Raw genomic sequence first — 17023 nt, 5'->3', positions numbered from 1 at the left:
CACGGCGCCGCATCGTCTGGCAAGGACACACTGCGACAGGTCCGCGGCTGGCTGAGCCCCTGGGCGCGTCTGCAGCTGTACTGGCACCGCTGGTCGACCGCCCCACCCCCACCGGAACTGACAGCCCTGCTTGACCACGTGGGCCACTCCCACCCACTAGTCGCCCCAACCTGACCAACCAGCGACTAGGTCCACGCGTCGAGCGCGGCGTGTCCACGCTCGACCAGCGCGGGAACCACGACGCCCAGCCGCTCGAACCCGTCGCCGACGGTCAGCCCCTGCTGCAGGCGGAAGTGGATGCCCTCGAAGATCGTCGCGATCTTGTAGAAGGCGAAGCCCAGGTACCACGGAAGGTCGGACAGATCCCGGTCGGTCCTTCGGGCGTAGGAATCGACGATCACCTGGCTGTCCGGGAAGCCGGGCACGTCTCCCGGCACCGCCGCGACCGGGCTGTCCAGGCCGCGGATGCCGTCCCACCGGAGCACCGCGGAGGCGAGATCCGTGAGCGGGTCGCCCATCGTCGCCATCTCCCAGTCGAGTACCGCGAGCACGCGCCCATCGGCCGGATCGACGGTGACGTTGTCCAGGCGGTAGTCCCCATGGACGATCGCCGCCGTCTGCGGGGTCGGCAACCGCCGCCCCAGGCGCGTCCCCAGCCGGACGAGCTCGGGCAGGTCGCGGCTGCGCGAGGCCGCGAACTGCGCGGCCCAGCGACGCAGCTGCCGCTCGAGATAGCCGTCCGGGCGGCCGAGGTCGGCGAGCCCCACCGCCACGAAATCCGTGCGGTGCAACCGCGTGAGGACGTCGACGAGGGCTTCCGCCAGGGCCGCCGGCACCCGGCCCGCGAGCGCCTCGAGCTGCCGCCGTTCCCGGAGCACGACACCGTCGCTGAAGTCCATGACGTAGAAGGGCGCTCCGATGATCTCAGCTCCGGCCCGCAGTCGCGGCCTCGGCACCGGGACGTCGGTGTGCTGCAGCGCGTCGAGCATGCGGTACTCGCGGTCCATGTCGTGGGCGGTGGCGAGCACGTGCCCCAGCGGGGGACGGCGCAGGATTCACCGGTCGCGGCCGCCCCTGATCAGGTACGTCAGGTTGGACCGTCCCCCCGAGAGCAGCTCGACGCGCAGCGGACCCCGAGGCGGGTCCGGCAGTAGGGTCGGGGCCCCAGGAGGGCGATCGTCGCACCAGCACGCGAGATGACACCTGAGGACCGGCTCGAACGAGAGGCGCTCGGCGGACGGCTCGGCGCGCCGCCAGCCTCACCCTGCGCGAGACCGCGCAGGCGCTCGGCGTCAGCATCGGCACCTGGAGCGCCGTCGAGAACGGTCACACGAGAATCGGCGACGACCGGCTCAGTGCGGCGGCCCGCCTCTTCGGCGCGGATCCGAAGCAGCTGCGCGCGCCGCACACCGTCGTCCCGACGCAGGCCCCGGCCCGAAGCTGGCGGGACTTCCCGCCACTGGAGCTCGCCCCGCCACTGGCCGGCGCGCTCGACGCCTTCGTCGAGCTCGGCTACCACGGCGCGAGCATCCGGGATATCGCCCAACGCGCCGGGCTCTCGGCCCCCGGGGTCTACCACCACTGGCCGACGAAGCAGCATCTCCTCGTCGCCCTGCTCGACCTGACCATGGACGACCTGCTGGAGCGCAGCCGCGCCGCCAGGGCCGAGGGCGACGGGCCGGTCGAGCGGCTCACCATGCTCGTCGAGTGCCTGAGCCTCTACCACACCCACCGTCGCCAGCTGGGCTTCATCGGCTCAAGCGAGATGCGCAGCCTCGCGGAGCCGGACCGCACCCGCATCGCCGCCGCCGCCCACCAGGACGTACAGCACATGGTCGACGACGAGGTGGTCGAGGGGTGTCGGCGCGGGCTGATGGCGACCCCGCTGCCCCGGGAGGCGGCGCGTGCCGTCGTCACCATGTGTACGGCGCTGCCGCAGTGGTGGTCGCCCGCCGGCCGCTACTCCCCCGAGCTGATCGCCAGTCAGTACGTCGACTTCGCCCTGGACGTCGTTCGCGCCATGCGTTGACATCACGCCAGACGACCTCCAGCGTTCAGGCCGATCTACCGAAGGCCGGACACCGCACTGCCACGCCATGCCGTGGCCGCGTCAGGCCGTGGCCGGGGCGTCCAGGTTGCGGCCGGTGTCGGGGTCGAACAGGTGCAGCTGGTGGACGTCCAGCCACAGCTCGGCCTTCTCGCCCTCCCGGATCCGGCTGGCCGCGTCGAGCCGGGCGACCACCTGTTCCGCCTTGCCGGACAGCTCGACCGTGCCCGCGTCATGGGCCAGCTCCTCCAGGTCGGCGGTCCGGGCCTGCCCACCCGCCAGGGTGAAGTAGGCGAAGCTGTCCGAACCGAGCCGCTCCAGCACGTCCACCGTGACCGTGAACCGCAGTCCCGGGCGGTCCACCGCCTGCTCCAGCGCCGCGTCCTCGAAGTGCTCGGGCCGCGCCCCGACGATCAGCGACCGGCGGTCGGCCGCCGCCCCGGTCCAGCCATCCAGCAGCCGCCGCTGGCGCTCGTCCGGGACGATCGCCCCGAGAGGGGTGCGCAGCTCGCCCTCCTCGACGGTCGCCGGCACGAAGTTCATCGCGGGTGAGCCGATGAAACCGGCCACGAACACCGTCGCCGGCCGGCTGTACAGCTCGGTCGGCGTGCCGACCTGCTGGATCCGCCCGGACCGCAGCACCGCCACCCGGTCGCCCAGCGTCATCGCCTCGGTCTGGTCGTGGGTGACGTACACCATGGTCGTGCCGAGCCGGTTCTGGATGCGGGACACCTCGGTGCGCATCTGCACCCGCAGCTTGGCGTCCAGGTTGGACAGCGGCTCGTCCATCAGGAACGCCTTCGGGGAGCGGACGATCGCGCGGCCCATCGCGACCCGCTGCCGCTGCCCACCGGAGAGCTGGGCCGGCCTGCGGTCCAGGTGCTCGGTGAGGTCGAGCACCCGGGCGGCCTCCTCGACCTTCTGGTCGATCTCCTCCTTCGGCCGTTTCGCCAGCGCCAGGGCGAAGCCCATGTTCTTCCGGACCGACATGTGCGGGTACAGGGCGTAGCTCTGGAACACCATGGCGATGTCGCGGTCCTTCGGCGCCAGGTCGTTGACCACCTTGCCGCCGATCCGCAGCTCGCCGGAGGAGATGTCCTCCAGGCCGGCGATCATGTTCAGGGTGGTCGACTTCCCGCACCCGGACGGGCCGACGAGGATGACGAACTCGCCGTCCGCGATGGAGAGGCTGGCGTCGTCCACCGCGAGCCGGCCGTCCGGGAACCGCTTGGTGACGTGGTCTAGAACGATGTCGGCCATGGGCGGGCCTATCCCTTCACCGCGCCGGAGGTCAGCCCGGCGACGATCCGACGTTGGAACAGCAGCACGAAAACGATGATCGGGATGGTGATGACGACGGCCGCCGCCGCGATCGACCCGATCGGCTGGGCGAACTGCGACGCGCCGGTGAAGAACGCGATGGCGGCCGGAACGGTCCGCGACTGCTCCGTCGACGTCAGCGAGATGGCGAACAGGAAGTCGTTCCAGCAGAAGATGAAGACCAGGATCGCGGTGGTCACCATACCCGGCGCGGCCAGCGGGGCGATGACCCGCAGGAACGCCTGCCGCGGGGTGGCTCCGTCGACCTGCGCGGCCTTCTCCAGGTCCCAGGGGATCTCCCGGAAGAACGCCGACAACGTGTAGATGGCCAGCGGCAGGGAGAACGTCAGGTACGGGATGATCAGCCCGAGCCAGGTGTCGAAGATGCCGATCTGGCGCCACAGGTTGAACAGTGGGCTGACCAGGGAGATCTGCGGGAACATGGCGATCAGCAGGGCCAGGCCGACGAGCAGCCGCTTGCCGGGGAATTCGAGCCGGGCTATCGCGTAGGCGGCCATCGAGCCGAGAACCACCGCGAGCGCGGTGGAGATGAGCGCGATCCCGAGGCTGTTCAGCAGTGCCCGGGTGAACAGGGACTCGCCGAAGATCTCCCGGTAGTTCTCGAAGGTCCACTCCTGCGGGATGAAGCTGCCGTCGGTGATGCTGGCCGGGGTCTTGAACGACAGCGACACCAGCCACAGCAACGGCACCAGCGACATCCCGACGATGACGAGGTTCGCGGCCGACCAGCCGAGCAGCGCGGTGCGGTCCCGCGACGGGCGCCGGGCGCGCGCCGCGGCGGGGCCGGCGGCGGGAGCGGAGGTGACGGTGGTCATCAGCGGTGGCCCTCCCCACCGGGCGCGGCGGCGCCGAACCCCTTGACGAAAACGAACGCCACGAGCGCCACGACGAGGAAGATGAGCACCGACAACGAGGAGCCGACACCCAGGTTCAGCGCCGTGAACAGGTTGTCGTAACCCAGGATCGACACCGACCGGGTGTCGTACGCCCCGGCGGTCAGCACGTAGATGCTGTCGAAGATGCGGAACGCGTCCAGCACCCGGAACAGCAGCGCGACCAGGATCGCCGGCTTCATCAACGGCAGGATCACCCGGGTCAGCCGCTGCCAGGCGGTCGCCCCGTCGACCTTCGCCGCCCGCAGCAGGTCCTCCGGAACCAGCGCCAGCCCGGCGAGCAGCAGCAGCGCCATGAACGGCGTCGTCTTCCACACCTCGGCCAGGACGATCACGGCGATGCCGTGGACCTGCGAGGTCAGCGGGGCGGCGTCACCGAACAGGCCGGACAGATAGCCGGTGTCCGGTGTCCACGCGTACCGCCAGCCGAACGCGGCCACCACGGTCACGATCCCGTACGGAATGAGGATCACCGTCCGGATCAGCCCGCGGCCGATCAGTGCCCGGTGCATCGCCAGCGCGAGCGCCAGCCCGAGCACGAACTGAATCGCCACCGAGATGACCGCGATGATCACGGTCACCGCGAGTGCCTGCCACCACAGCGGCGAGGTCAGCACAGTCGCGTAGTTCGTCAGCCCGACGAACTCGGAGTCGGCGGGGAACCGCAGGTCATAGCGGTGCAGCGACAGATAGACCGCGTACCCGACGGGATAGCCGGTCACGGCCAGGATGACGACGACCGCCGGCGCGCACAGCGCCCAGCCGAGCCGGCGTTCGGCTCGTGCCCGCGCCGAAAGCGGAGCTTTCCGCCGCGTCCCCGGCTCGCTCGGACTGCGCACGTCGCCGCGCTCCTGCCCTCGCCGCTCGGACAGGCGCCGCGCGCCAGGCTCCGCTCCGTTCGCGGTCACGGCACCAGTCCCTTCGACTCGAGGGCGTCGGCGATCGCCCCGCGCAGCTGCCCGAGCCTGCCGAGACTCGCCGAGGACGGCGGTGAGAGGGTGTGCGCGATCTGCAGCGACACGCTCTGGTAGGCCGGCGTCCGCGGCCGCACGCTGGCGTTCTGCAGCGCCGTGTAGATGGCCGACGCGAACGGGTAGCCGCCGTCGATGAACTCCTGGTCGGTGTAGAGGTCCTCGAGGGTCGGCGGGAGCCCGCCGTCGATCGCGTCGCGGATCTGGTTGTCCCGGCCGGTCAGGCACGCGATCGCGGCGGCCGCGGCGGCCCGGTGCGGGCTGTAGGCGCCGATCGCGAGGTTGTACCCGCCGATCGTGCTGTGCGACGGCTGACCGGGCACCAGCGTCGGCCACTGTGCCCAGCCGATCTGCTCGGCCAGCCGCGGGTTGTTCTGCCGGGCCGACGGATAGATGAACGGGTAGTTCAGCTGGAAGGCGGCCGAACCCGTCTCGAACGCGAGCCTGTTGTCGTCCTCCCGCTGGTTCGACCAGGACGGGTCGGCGGCCGGTGAGTGCGCCAGCGCCCGGATCGCCTCGACGGCCCGCTGCGCCGGCGTGCCGAGCACCACCTGGGTGCCGTCCTCGTTGAGGATCTGGCCGCCGGCCGAGGCCACCAGCGAGTTGAACAGCACGGTGTAGCCCTCGTACTGGGCACCCTGTACCTCGACGTGGTGCGGCTTGCCCTGCTCGGCCAGCCGCCGGGCGTCCGCCAGCATCTCGTCCCAGGTCCGCGGCGGCCGCGGCACCAGATCCTTGCGGTACCACAGGAGCTGGACGTTGGTGTTCAGCGGCACGGCGTGGAGCTGGTTCTCCCAGGTGCCGGTCCGCACCGCGGCCGGCAGCATCCCGTCGGTGAGCCGCCTGGCCTCCGCCGCCGGGAACGGCACGATCCAGCCGGCTTCGGCGAACTCGGCGGTCCAGGTCACGTCCAGCGCGAGGATGTCCATCGAGGAGTCCTCGGCGGCGAGCCGCCGCACCAGCTGCTGGCGCTGCCCGTCCGAATCGTTCGGCAGCATGTTGACGCCGATCGTGTACCGGCCGTTCGACGCGGCCGAGCAGTCCGCGGCCGCCTTCGCGAACGAACCGGACGACTCGTTGTAGACGTACCAGGTCAGCCGCACCGGGCCGCGGCCAGCTCCGTCACCGGAACCGCCGCAGGCGCCCAGGGCCAGCACCGCGGCCAGTACCAGCGCTCCCATGGCGGCCGCCGTGGACCGGCCGCCCCGGCCTCTCGGAGTGCCGCGGCTCGGCGTGTCACGGCTCGGCGTACCGCGGGCGGATCCGGGCGTACCGCGGGCGGATCCAGGCGTTTCCGGATCGTGGCCGAGATGCCGGCCGACTCCGTGAGGTTCACGGGGTCGACGGGCTTGTCGGATTCCCATAGGCCGTGCTCACCACCCCACATCGCGCCACCGGAAGCGACGCGCGGACAGCAGACGTTCAAAGCCGGAGGGTGTCCGGCGGCTACCGCGCTGACAGTCGCACCACGTCGTCCCCGGGCCGTGCATCCTACGGTCGGCCGACCGTAGGTGGCTCCGCCATTCCCGGGCGCATGACGACGTAAACGTGCTGTCACGGGAGCATTTCGTAAGGCACACATCCCGCTGCCTTGTGTAAATCGCGCGGCAGCTTCATCTCGGTCTCGATGCTCTCGACCCGTGGGGCTCGCCGGCATCTGGACCGACATCTGGACGCCCTCGCGGATCTCGAGACCGGGTGGGCGGACGCGGCGAACGGGCGGACATGCCTGTCAGCGGTCGGACATCGACCCGATCGACCACCGTGCACCAGAGCTGGGACGCATGTTCACATCATTCCAGCACGGGCTCCGGTACCCGGCTCTCCGCACGTTGATCGTTCGGGACGGTCTGTCGATCTGGGTCACGGCCTGCCACACCTGGGCTTAACCTGGTATCAACCGGAATAAACGGGGAAGGAGATCTCTCTATGACCAGGTGTCCGCACGCATACTGTCGACGGTCCCGATGAGTGCGCCGGTGGTCGTCGCGGTGGTGGGTGGCGGGGCGAGCGGTTGCCTCGCGACCACCCAACTGGCAAGGTCCGTGGCGGTTACCGGCCGTAGGTTCACGATATTGCTCGTCGAGCCGGACGACGTCGGTGAGGGCCTGGCTTATCGGACGCGAGATCCGCGGCACCGGCTCAATGTCCCGGCCGCGAAGATGAGCGCGTTCGACGATGACCCGCAGCACTTCCTGCGCTGGCTTCGCCGGCACGTCGCGGTCGACTTTCCTTCCGGTGGCTTCGCGCCCCGCCAGTTCTACGCCGACTACCTCCGCCACACGCTGGAGGAGACGCTGCGCGCCGCGACCGGGGTGCGCTGCGAGCGGGTGTGCGCCCGCGCGACGGACGTCCGCCGGCACGGCCGCCGGCTGCGGCTGACGCTCGACGACGGGACCAGCCATCCGGTCGACGCCGTCGTCCTCGCGCTCGGGCACGGTGCTCCGACGACGTCGTGGGCTCCGCCGGCGCTGGCCCGGTCGCCGCGGTTCGTCAGTGATCCGTGGCGGGCCGATTCCCAGCCTCGCGTCCCGGCCGGCAGCGACGTGCTCCTTGTCGGCTCGGGCCTGACCATGGCCGACATGGCCCAGCGCTGGAGCCGGGCCGGCGTGCGCCTGCACGTGACCTCGCGTCATGGGCTGCTTCCGCTCCCCCACGCGCTGGACCCGGCGCCGCCGCTCGCCGCCCCGGAGCTGCCCGACGGTCCGGTGAGCCTCGCCCGGGCCCGCCACCTTGTCTTCGATCACATCCGCGCGGCCGGTGGCGACTGGCGGCGAGCCGTGGACGGGCTGCGCCCGGTGACGGCCGAGCTGTGGTCACGGCTGGACGCGGCTGCCCGGTCGAGCTTCGTCGCCACGACGATGCGGCGCTGGGACCAGGTCCGGCACCGCGTCGACCCCGCGGTCCACGCCTGGCTGGAGCAGCGCCGCGCCGAGGGATCGCTGGTCGTGCACGCCGCGCGGGTCGTCGACGCCCGGGAGACCGCGGCCGGCGTCGAGGTCTCGCTGAGTGACGGCTCCCGGGTGCTCGCCGCGGCCGTGGTCAACTGCACCGGTGCGGGCGCCGGCGTGCGGACCAGTCATGATCCCCTGGTCATGAACCTGCTCGCCTCCGGCCTGGCTACCCCGGACAGCCTGGACCTGGGCTTCGCCACCGAGGGGTCCGGGCGGCTGGTCGCGGCCGACGGACCCCGGCCGGCGATCTGGGCCATCGGGCCGTTGCGGCGGGGGGAGCTGTGGGAGAGCACGGCGATCCCCGAGATCCGCGGCCAGGCGGCCGCGCTCGCCCGCCCCGTCGTGGCCGCCCTGCCCGGGCCACGGGTCGTCCGGCGGGTGCGCGACCCCTATGGTTTGCCCCTCACCGCCAGCCCGGAGGCGGCCGACCGCTATGTCGCCGGGCTCGGACAGATCCTGCGAGTGCGGTCCGGAGCCGGGACGCTGGTCGCCGAGGCGGTCGCGGCCGACCCCCAGTTCGCCCTCGGGCAGGCGGTACTGGCCCTGCTCGGTGCCGAATGGGGCGCCGACGTCGACGTGGAGACGGCCCTGCGGGACGCACAACGCCACGCCGCCCGGGCCGACGAGCGTGAGCGGCGCTTCATCGAGGTGGTCGCCGCCCGTATCCGCGAGCCGGGGGCCGGTTCGGCCGCGGCCCTGCTGAGCTACATCCACGCTTACCCGGAAGACGCGCTGGCCGTCAGCATCGCCGTGCCGACGATCGCGTTCAGCGGCGCGACGGAGATCCCTGCCGAGGCCTGGGCCCTGGTCGAAGGACTGGCGGCCGTCTACCGCGACGACTGGTGGTACCGGGGGCTGCTCGCCTTCACCCGCCAGGAGCAGGAGAACTGGGACGAGGCGGCCGAGCTCGCCGCACTGGCGCTGGCCGTCGAACCGACCGCCGGCCACGCCGTCCACGCGAAGACCCACGTCCACTACGAGACCGGCGACCACGAGGCCGGGCTGGCCTGGTTGGACGCCTGGATCTCGACCTGCGGGTCGGATTCGTCGCACCGGGCGCACTTCGCCTGGCACGCGGCCCTGCACGAACTCGCGCTCGGTGACGACAGCGCGGCCCGGGCTCGTTTCTCGACCCAGCTCTCGCCGCCGGCCGTCTCCGGCGTCCGGGCGCTGATCGACTCCGCGTCGCTGCTGTGGCGCGGCTTCGCGGCCGGCGCCTGGACGTCGGTGGAACTCGGACCGGTGCTGGAGACCGTCCCCGGCACGTTGCTCGTCGATCCGCCGACACCCTTCGTCGGGCTGCACTCGGCGGTCGCCCTCGCCGCCGCGGGCGACTGCCGCCGACTCGCGCAACTGCGCCGGTCCGCGGCCGCCCGGACCAGCCAGGTGTTCACCGAAACCGTCGCGCCACTGGCCGACGCCCTGATGCACCTCCTGCACGGTGATCCCGACCGGGCCACCGACGCGCTGATCGCCCTGCCCGGCGTCGAGCGGCTCGGGGGCAGCGCCGCCCAGCGCGAGATCGTCGAGGACACCACGATCTACTGCGCCATCCAGGCCAACCGACCCAACATCGCCCGGTCACTTCTGCAGAACCGACTCGAGCGCCGCTGCTCCCCCCGCGACGTCCACCGCCGTGCGCAGCTCCTCACCGGCCAGCAGACCGCGCGCTCGTCACCGAGCGAATGACCGGTGGTTCGACCCGGGCCGGTGGGTGGTGGACGGAGCCTGGAGGCTGTCCGTGCGACCGCTCCTCGTGACCGACCAGCCCTCAGGGTCCGCCCGAGGTGGTCGCGCGCACCCCGGGCTACATGGCCTGGTTCGGCCAGTTCGTGCAGGTAGACGGCGCCGCCCGGCTGCTGACAGACGACGAACGCGATGCCCTGCTTGCCGCGGCGGACAAGACGGGTCGGTCCGGCCCGTGACACTCGCCGAAGCCCGCGGGGTGTCGACGAGGCCGGGGCAGGCGGCACTGACGTGGATCCCTCGTGCCGCAAGGGCCGGACAGCGTACGGACCAGGCCCTCTGTGGCGTCGAACCGGAAGTCGACACTCACCGGATGCGGGACCTCGCGGGGATACGGCGTGAACGTGCGGGCATGTACGGCGGACGCGCTCGGGGCGGGTGCGGCGACGTCGAGAGGCTGGGGCATCGGTGAAGGCGCTGCGCCACGGAGATCCTGCATCCGTCGGTCCGTTCCAGCTCGCCGCGCGGCTGGGCCGCGGCGGGATGGGTGTGGTCTACCTGGGAGTGGACGCCGCGGGCCGGCAGGCCGCCGTGAAGGTCCTGCGGGACGAGTACGCCGACGATCCGGACTTCGTCCGACGCTTCAGCAGGGAGGTGGCCGCGGCAGCGGCGATCGACAGCCCGCGGGTGGCGCGGCTACTCGATGCCGACCCCCAAGCGGAGCAGCCATGGCTGGCCGCGGAGTACGTCCCGGGATCCGACCTGCTGACGGCGGTCGCCAGGCACGGCCCACTGCCGGCGGACCGTCTGCGGAGACTGGCGATCGAGCTGGCCTCGGCGCTGGTCGCCATCCATCAGGCCGGAGTGGTGCACCGCGACCTGAAACCGGGCAACGTCATGCTGGCCCCCGACGGCGCGAAGGTCATCGACTTCGGCATTGCCGCCGGGCTCCCCGGCACCGTCACCGCGACCGGGGTGGTTCTCGGCAGCGTTGGATACATGGCCCCGGAGCTTCTCGACACAGCCGACCGCCCCGGGCCCGCCGCGGACGTCTTCGCCCTGGGGCTCACCCTCGCCTACGCGGCCGCCGGGAGGGCTCCGTTCGGCGACGGTCCGCTTAGTTCCCTCCTCTACCGGACGGTCCATGCCGAGCCCGACCTGACGGCTCTCCCGCGACACCTGCGAACGGTGGTCGCCGCGACAGTGCGCAAGCAGCCCGACCGCCGTCCGAGCGCGAGCCGCCTCCTCGGCGAATTGTCCACCGCCTCGCCCGCAGGCGGACCCCCGACAGCGCCGATCGCAGAGCCCGCAGAGCCACCCGCAGAGCGTCTGGCCCAGGCTCCGCCGCCCCGGCGGTCCTCCCCCGCCCCCGCTGGTTCCTCGGCAGCATCCTCGCCCCTGCCGTCCGCACGGTTCTCGATCGTGGACCTGGACACCGTTCCCGACGGACTCACCGCCTCCCCACCAGCCGAGCCGGCCACCGCGCACACCGCTGCGGATGCGGGCGGCCGTAGGCGTCGCCGTGCGCTGGTACCCGTCGCCGGGATGCTCGTCGCCCTCGCCGCTGCGGCCAGCCTGCTGGCGGCATCCGACCCTGAAACGGCGGTCCAGCCCCCCGCGGCCGCCCACGGCACCACTCCAAAGGCCATGCACTCCTCGCCGCCGACCTCCCGCCCATCGGCCGACACAACCGCCCCGCCCGACGGCGAGTCCACGGTTGGGCAGGATGCCGGCTCCTCCGGCGGGGCTGCGTCCACGCACACCACCGGGAGCGCCGCGACCAGCGCGCAAGGTGCCCCGGCCGTGACAGGTCAGCCAGTAGCCGCCGCCCCGGCGTCGGACTGCGCCGCGTCCGGAACCGACGGGGCGGCCTCGGATGGCGCTTGTGAGTCGAACGAGGACGGCGGCGGCTCGCAGACCGCCGCCCGAAACAGGGGCCACGGGCCTCCGCCCTGGGCCGGTCAGTCAGGAAGGCCGGAGGCGCTGCTCTCCCGCTGATCCCAGCCCTCAGGGTGTGCCTGCCAGGGGGATATCGTCCGCGAACTCGCCGCCACCGTCTGACCGCCGGTCGCCGGGATGCGAGCATGCGCTGCTTCCTCATACCGCAACAACGCCCGACAGACCCACTCGGACCGTGCCGCGCAGGAAGTCCACCGGTGTGGGTCAAGGCGCGGCACCGGGCCGCGCCGCATGTATCACCCGAGCAGACGGGCTGGCAGTCAGTTGCGGAGTACGTGTGGTCGACCGCCCAATCTGTACGGTTGCGTCCGCTGTGAACCAAACGTCGCCGCTTCTTTGGAGGTCGGGAGCGGCGCCAGCGCCGACCGGCGGCAGGATTTGCTATCGGGAGCTGACCGCCGCGGCTACGGCGACGACATCATCGATCATTGTCCGGCAGACAGCCGCGGTGGCGGACTGCGCCAATACGTCAGTGTCGGCGCATTCCGTCCTGCGGTTCTACCGTTGGGAGGTCAGATATCCGATGGTGCGTCGTCGAGGTGGTAGCGGGTGGGAGAGCCGAGGATCGACTATGAGGCCGTTTTTCGGGTTCTCCCCAGCCCGACCTTGCTACTGACCCCTGAATTAATCATACTTGCCGCCAACGAGGCATATCTTTCTGTATCAGGGCGTACGCGCGAGAACCTGCTGGGACGCTACCTGTTCGACGCTTTCCCGGACAATCCGGAGTACCCGTCCGCGTCAGCGGTGCGCGCACTTGGCGCGTCGCTACGGCGAGTGCTGGCCACCGGGAAGCGCGACACCATGGCGGTCCAGCGTTACGACGTGGAGGCGCCAGGGCGTCCAGCTGTGTTCGAGGAGCGGTACTGGAGCACGGTCAACACTCCGGTGCTTGATCCTGACGGGCAGGTGGCGCTGGTGGTGCACCGGGTGGAGGAGGCGACCGACCTCGTCCGCATGTGCGCCGGAGAAATGGGAGACGACCGGCAGCACACGCTGGAGACGGAACTGCTGGCCCGTGCTCGGGAGCTACACGAAGGCAACGAGCAGCTGCGTCGAACTCACGCTCGGGAACGCGAGGTGGCCCTGGCCCTCCAGGAAGCAATGCTGCCCACGCCCGCACCGACCGGGCGCGTCAAGGCGGCAGTGCGGTACCGGCCCGCCGCCAGCACGATGAACGTGTGCGGCGACTGGTACGAACTGGTGGAGCTATCCGAGGACCGCGTCGCGGTGGCCGTGGGCGACGTCGTCGGCCACGGACTGTCGGCCACGGGCACGATGGGCCAACTGCGCAGCGCACTGAGCGCCATGGTCCGAGTGGCCGACGGGCCCGCAGCCGCCCTGGACGTGCTGGACCTGTACGCACGGTCGGTAGAAGGCGCCGAGTCGACCACCGTCGTGCAGGCGGTCGCCGACTACGACACGCTCACCGTCACCTACAGCCGGGCAGGTCATCCGCCGCCGGCACTGGCGCACGTCGGCGGCGCCATCGAGTTCCTCGACCAGACCGTCGACCCGCCGCTGGGCGCGAGCCCGGAACACCTGCCCCGGTCCCAGGCCACCGCGACGTTCGCGGTCGGCGCCACGCTGACGCTGTATACCGACGGCCTGATCGAACGCCGCGGGGAGAACATCGACGTCGGGTTGTCCCGTCTTGCCGCCAGCCTCCGCCGCAACCCGGGACTCGATCCGGAGGCACTGGCCGATGCGCTGCTGGCCGAGGTGGGCGCGGACAGCGAGCCAGCCGACGACACCGCCGTCGTCGTCATCCGGCTCTGATTGAACCGCCGGCGTGTCCGGGGTGCATCAGAATCTCCGGACACACCGAGGGGATTCAACCGAGCGCTGGATCAGGTCACGCCCATGGGCGTGGTGCACGGAGAGTGACTCCGCGTGATCCTGGTTCAGGTTATGCAGGGGAGGGCTTCGGGTGTCACGCTGATCTCGGGTGTGTCGGCGGTTTTCTGAGCGGGGTCGGTTCTGGCGAGAATTTCCAGGCCGATGTAACGGTGGGTTTCGATCCACTCATCGTGTTGTTCGGCGAGTACGGCGCCGACGAGCCGTATGATGGCCTCACGGCTGGGGAAGATACCCACGACGTCGGTGCGGCGGCGGATTTCCCTTTTCAGGCGCTCCTGCGGGTTCGAGGACCAGATCTTCCGCCAGACCTCCCGCGGGTAGGCGGTGAACGCGAGGAGATCCGCTTTCGCGTCGGAGAGATGGTCGGCAACCTTCGGGAGTTTCTCGGTGAGTGCATCGACGACCCGGTAGAACTGCACGCTGACCTCAGCCGCGGCGGGGTCGTGGAGCGCCGCGAGGATCCCAACGACCGGCGGCGGCGAATCGTGAGCATCGCCGACGTCGGCCGCCCGGCGATCGAGGCATGGCTCGGTCCGGGGGCCGCCGCCTGGCGGGAGGCCCTCCAACCGCTGGCCCCAGCCGAGCGCCGCCTGGTCGTCGACACCCTGCGTGCCTATGAACGCGCCGCCGGCAAGCGAGCCCCACCCGCGAGCTGAGCCGGTCGCGGTCAAGCGCGACATGCGTTCATGAACGGTCGAGGGTGCCATGCGCTCCCAAGCGGTCGCCGAGGCGGCCGGCGGTGGCGCGACTGGAGGATCACCGGCGGACCAGGTCCGCGCGACTCCGTGAGGTGAACCCGTCCCGGCCGATCGCCGGGGCAGGCTCCCCCGGGCGTCATCACGGGGGCAGCTGGGCGCGAATCGTCGCGGCGACGTGCTCGGCGTCGGGGGTGCCGACGACGAGCCGGCGGAAACCGCGACCTGGCCGGAGCGTGACGATCACGGCGGGCTGGCGGAAGCGGCGGAGCGCGACGAAGTCCTTGCCGCCTCGGTAACGCCAGGTGCCGAGGGCGCCGATGCCAGGTGCCGCGGTTCCGGGCGCCCGCCAGCCCCGGACTTCTCGGAGGGGTTTCGCGACGGCGTTCACGTCGAGCACGTCGTCCACGGCCACCGAGACGTTGCCGTGGAGAGCCGCGACCCGTTCAAGCAACGACAGGGCGACGTCGATCCGCCCGTCAGCGATCACAAGCCGGGCCATCCCGCGGACCTTCCTCGATCAGGCGGCGGGGAGCCGCAGGACGATCTCGACCCGCCGGTTGAACGCCTGGCCTTCGGGGTCGGGCGTGCCGTCCGGGTTGGAGTTCTCGGCGATCGGCTGGCCGCTGCCCAGCCCGATGGCGGTCACTGTGGTGGCGTTGACGTCGTGGCCGGTCAGGTACTGGCGGACCACGGCGGCCCGGCGTTCGGACAGCTGCTGGTTCGCGCCGGCGGTGCCGGTGGAGTCGGTGTGGCCGCGTACCTGGATCTCGCCGCCGGCGAACGTAGAGTTGATCAGCCGGATGGTGTTGTCCACGGTGTCGGTGCTGCCGATCTGGTCGCTGCCGGTGGCGAAGAGGTTGTCGCTGTTGAAGACGACGATGACGACCTTCGCGCCGGCGTCGTCGCGGGCCAGGAGCAGGCTTCCCGAGATGCCGTCGAGGTTGACGTCGATCGACCCGGGAAGTCGGTAGAGGGAGCCCTCGACGAGGCGGCTGCCGTCTTCCGGCTCGTTGGGAGTCGTGATCTCGCACGGGATGCGCAGCACCAGCCCGCCACCGAAGTCCTGGGTGCCGCAGGTCGGGTCGAGCTGCCCGTCGCCGCCGTAGTCGTCCAGGCCGGGCTGCGCTCCCGGCGGGAGCGGAGTCGCCGACTCTTCCGGCGCGGCCTCTGTCGTCGGCGTGGCCGTCGCCGCGACCGGCGGGCTCGAACTGCTGGCCGCCCTGGTCTCCGGCGTCTCGTCCGAACCGCCGCAGCCGGCGCCGACCGCCATGATCAGCACCGCCGACGCGAGCAGACGCCGCCTGTGGTGTCGATTCATCTGTCCCCCACCCCCCGAGTTGGAGGGGAGCATACGGGCGAAAGGCCTGCTGGACGTACCAGCTGCCGCACACGCGACAGGAAGTGGCTCCCGCGGAGACCACCGGGAAGAGACGATCGATCAGGACCGGGACGGCGTTGGGCGTGCTGCGTGCGCGGCTGGTCGACGGCCTGCTCTCGGGTGGGTGAACCCGGAGGGCAGAGGTCGAGGCGGCGTTCCGGGCGGTGCCACGGCACCCGCCGTCGACGGCAGCCACCAGGCCCGGCCCCGCCCGCGGGGCGATCACACACCGGCCGCCGGAGCCGGCTCACCCGGGTGGCGGGATGGTGTCGACCCGTCAGCGTGAGTATCCCGGTGGTCGCGCGCGGGCGGCTGCCGCGCAGTTCGTCACCGCTGAGCGTGACCTCGCCGCGCAGGCCAGCGACGGCAACGCGGATGAGCGCGTTCCCCGCGTCGGGCAATGGGCTCACCCGGTACTCGACCTGCACCCGCCCATAGCTCGTGGCCCAGCCGGGTGACCATACCCGCGCTTCCCGGACCGTGCTCCGGGCCATGGTGACGTCACATTCGACCACCTCGACGATCGAGTCCGGATCGGGCCGCACGAAATTCATCCATTCACGGAGTTCTCCCCCGGAACGCAGCCGTTCGATCTCGTTCGGCGTCGAGGCGAGGACGGCCTCGACCCGAACAGGAGCAGCCGGAACTCGTAGCTCCGCGGCCACACCCGCAATCCATCCAGGACGACGGCGATGCCGGGCCCTCGGCGAGCACGGTGTAGCGCCGCACTCCGCCCGGAATCAGGACCTGGCCGGCCCCCGGGCGTTGGAGGCGGCCGAACGCGCCCGGGTCCTGGCCGTGCTGCACGACCCGCGGTTCGCTGACGCCAGCCCGGCGCAGGTCTGGGCAACCCTGCTCGACAAGGGCGTCTACCTGTGTTCGCAGCGCACCATGTACCGGCTGCTCGCCGAACGCGGCGAGACCGGCGACCGCCGCGCCCAGGCCCTCCACCCGCCCAAGGTCAAACCCGAGCTCCTCGCCGCCGGGCCGAACGAGGTCTGGACCTGGGACATCACCAAACTCCCCGGCCCGCAGAAATGGACCTCCTACTATCTGTACGTCATCCTGGACGTCTACAGCCGGTATGTGGTCGGCTGGACGCTTGCCGACAAAGAATCAGCCGCTCTCGCCGAGAACCTGATCGCCGCCACCTGCGACAAACAGAACATCTCTCCCGGGCGGCTCACCGTGCACGCCGACCACGGCAGCTCCATGACCCAATGCCGTGAAGCGTAG

At 71.3% G+C, this 17023-nt stretch carries 13 protein-coding genes and 4 pseudogenes; 9 read left to right on the top strand and 8 right to left on the bottom strand.

Going from position 1 to position 17023, the window contains the following annotated elements; all coding sequences use genetic code 11:
- Nucleotides 1–185: 185 nt before the first annotated feature.
- On the bottom strand, nucleotides 186–1052 hold the full coding sequence (locus E0504_RS49815; RefSeq protein WP_306769456.1) for a phosphotransferase family protein: 867 nt from the start codon (nucleotides 1050–1052) through the stop codon (nucleotides 186–188).
- A gap of 194 nt (nucleotides 1053–1246) precedes the next feature.
- On the opposite strand from E0504_RS49815, the pseudogene E0504_RS54880 reads away from it, so the two are divergent.
- Both E0504_RS54880 and E0504_RS53305 read left to right on the top strand, forming a co-directional pair.
- Nucleotides 1247–1603, top strand: a pseudogene (locus tag E0504_RS54880) (TetR family transcriptional regulator); the annotation flags it as partial.
- Nucleotides 1604–1627: 24 nt separating this feature from the next.
- A complete protein-coding gene (locus E0504_RS53305) occupies nucleotides 1628–2029 on the top strand; it encodes a hypothetical protein (RefSeq protein ID WP_198541172.1) in 402 nt (133 codons plus the stop codon).
- A gap of 81 nt (nucleotides 2030–2110) precedes the next feature.
- Here the strand turns inward: E0504_RS53305 and E0504_RS49805 are convergent, their stop codons facing one another.
- From E0504_RS49805 to E0504_RS49790, 4 genes are read right to left on the bottom strand one after another with little or no spacing between them, the layout of a single operon-like run.
- Nucleotides 2111–3307, bottom strand: a complete 1197-nt coding sequence (locus tag E0504_RS49805) for an ABC transporter ATP-binding protein (RefSeq protein WP_112107147.1) — start codon at nucleotides 3305–3307, stop codon at nucleotides 2111–2113.
- Nucleotides 3308–3315: 8 nt separating this feature from the next.
- The gene (locus E0504_RS49800; RefSeq protein ID WP_275078443.1) at nucleotides 3316–4203 is read right to left on the bottom strand and encodes a carbohydrate ABC transporter permease; all 888 of its coding nucleotides are present in this window, start codon (nucleotides 4201–4203) and stop codon (nucleotides 3316–3318) included.
- Complete coding sequence (locus E0504_RS49795; protein WP_373694025.1) at nucleotides 4203–5189, bottom strand: carbohydrate ABC transporter permease; 987 nt, start codon at nucleotides 5187–5189, stop codon at nucleotides 4203–4205. The genes E0504_RS49800 and E0504_RS49795 overlap by 1 nt, the downstream gene beginning before the upstream one ends.
- Entirely contained in the window at nucleotides 5186–6433 is a 1248-nt protein-coding gene (locus tag E0504_RS49790) for an ABC transporter substrate-binding protein (RefSeq protein WP_112107145.1), read from the bottom strand. Before E0504_RS49790 ends, E0504_RS49795 begins: the two co-directional genes overlap by 4 nt.
- Nucleotides 6434–7219: 786 nt before the next feature.
- Here E0504_RS49790 and E0504_RS49785 point away from each other — a divergent pair.
- The 4 genes from E0504_RS49785 to E0504_RS49775 all read left to right on the top strand — a co-directional run bounded on the left by E0504_RS49785 (nucleotide 7220) and on the right by E0504_RS49775 (nucleotide 13630).
- Nucleotides 7220–9895, top strand: a complete 2676-nt coding sequence (locus E0504_RS49785; RefSeq protein ID WP_131628117.1) for an FAD/NAD(P)-binding protein — start codon at nucleotides 7220–7222, stop codon at nucleotides 9893–9895.
- A 98-nt stretch (nucleotides 9896–9993) separates the two neighbouring features.
- Nucleotides 9994–10131 carry a hypothetical protein gene (locus tag E0504_RS51105; RefSeq protein WP_160144297.1) on the top strand — a complete coding sequence of 46 codons (138 nt, stop codon included), beginning with the start codon at nucleotides 9994–9996 and terminating at the stop codon, nucleotides 10129–10131.
- Nucleotides 10132–10360: 229 nt separating this feature from the next.
- Nucleotides 10361–11890, top strand: a complete 1530-nt coding sequence (locus tag E0504_RS49780) for a serine/threonine protein kinase (RefSeq protein ID WP_235014203.1) — start codon at nucleotides 10361–10363, stop codon at nucleotides 11888–11890.
- Nucleotides 11891–12400: 510 nt separating this feature from the next.
- Complete coding sequence (locus E0504_RS49775; protein ID WP_112107138.1) at nucleotides 12401–13630, top strand: PP2C family protein-serine/threonine phosphatase; 1230 nt, start codon at nucleotides 12401–12403, stop codon at nucleotides 13628–13630.
- A gap of 125 nt (nucleotides 13631–13755) precedes the next feature.
- Here the strand turns inward: E0504_RS49775 and E0504_RS49770 are convergent.
- A pseudogene (locus E0504_RS49770) lies at nucleotides 13756–14187 on the bottom strand (transposase); the annotation flags it as partial.
- Here E0504_RS49770 and E0504_RS54875 point away from each other — a divergent pair.
- Nucleotides 14134–14367 (top strand): annotated as a pseudogene (locus tag E0504_RS54875) (MarR family transcriptional regulator); the annotation flags it as partial. The pseudogenes E0504_RS49770 and E0504_RS54875 sit on opposite strands and share 54 nt — an antisense overlap.
- 181 nt (nucleotides 14368–14548) lie before the next feature.
- Here E0504_RS54875 and E0504_RS49760 read toward each other — a convergent pair.
- Together E0504_RS49760 and E0504_RS49755 are read right to left on the bottom strand one after the other, a co-directional pair.
- Nucleotides 14549–14908, bottom strand: a complete 360-nt coding sequence (locus E0504_RS49760) for a hypothetical protein (protein WP_112107136.1) — start codon at nucleotides 14906–14908, stop codon at nucleotides 14549–14551.
- Between the two features lie 18 nt (nucleotides 14909–14926).
- The gene (locus tag E0504_RS49755; protein WP_235014202.1) at nucleotides 14927–15727 is read right to left on the bottom strand and encodes an OmpA family protein; all 801 of its coding nucleotides are present in this window, start codon (nucleotides 15725–15727) and stop codon (nucleotides 14927–14929) included.
- A gap of 323 nt (nucleotides 15728–16050) precedes the next feature.
- Here E0504_RS49755 and E0504_RS49750 point away from each other — a divergent pair, with 323 nt between their 5' ends.
- Complete coding sequence (locus tag E0504_RS49750; RefSeq protein WP_131628115.1) at nucleotides 16051–16245, top strand: hypothetical protein; 195 nt, start codon at nucleotides 16051–16053, stop codon at nucleotides 16243–16245.
- Nucleotides 16246–16546: 301 nt separating this feature from the next.
- Nucleotides 16547–17005: pseudogene (locus E0504_RS51100) on the top strand (transposase); the annotation flags it as partial.
- Between the last annotated feature and the right edge of the window lie 18 nt (nucleotides 17006–17023).

Source organism: Parafrankia sp. BMG5.11 (assembly GCF_004337455.1).
Note: the sequence above shows the minus strand (reverse complement) of the source record. Positions and strands in the feature narration are given on the sequence as shown.

Excerpts from the sequence above, each read along its gene's own strand:
- E0504_RS53305 (WP_198541172.1), top strand. The coding sequence starts at position 1,628 with ATGGACGACCTGCTGGAGCGCAGCCGCGCCGCCAGGGCCGAGGGCGAC.
- E0504_RS49805 (WP_112107147.1), bottom strand. The coding sequence starts at position 3,307 with ATGGCCGACATCGTTCTAGACCACGTCACCAAGCGGTTCCCGGACGGC.
- E0504_RS49800 (WP_275078443.1), bottom strand. The coding sequence starts at position 4,203 with ATGACCACCGTCACCTCCGCTCCCGCCGCCGGCCCCGCCGCGGCGCGC.
- E0504_RS49790 (WP_112107145.1), bottom strand. The coding sequence starts at position 6,433 with ATGGGAGCGCTGGTACTGGCCGCGGTGCTGGCCCTGGGCGCCTGCGGC.
- E0504_RS49785 (WP_131628117.1), top strand. The coding sequence starts at position 7,220 with ATGAGTGCGCCGGTGGTCGTCGCGGTGGTGGGTGGCGGGGCGAGCGGT.
- E0504_RS49760 (WP_112107136.1), bottom strand. The coding sequence starts at position 14,908 with ATGGCCCGGCTTGTGATCGCTGACGGGCGGATCGACGTCGCCCTGTCG.
- E0504_RS49755 (WP_235014202.1), bottom strand. The coding sequence starts at position 15,727 with ATGAATCGACACCACAGGCGGCGTCTGCTCGCGTCGGCGGTGCTGATC.
- E0504_RS49750 (WP_131628115.1), top strand. The coding sequence starts at position 16,051 with ATGGTGTCGACCCGTCAGCGTGAGTATCCCGGTGGTCGCGCGCGGGCG.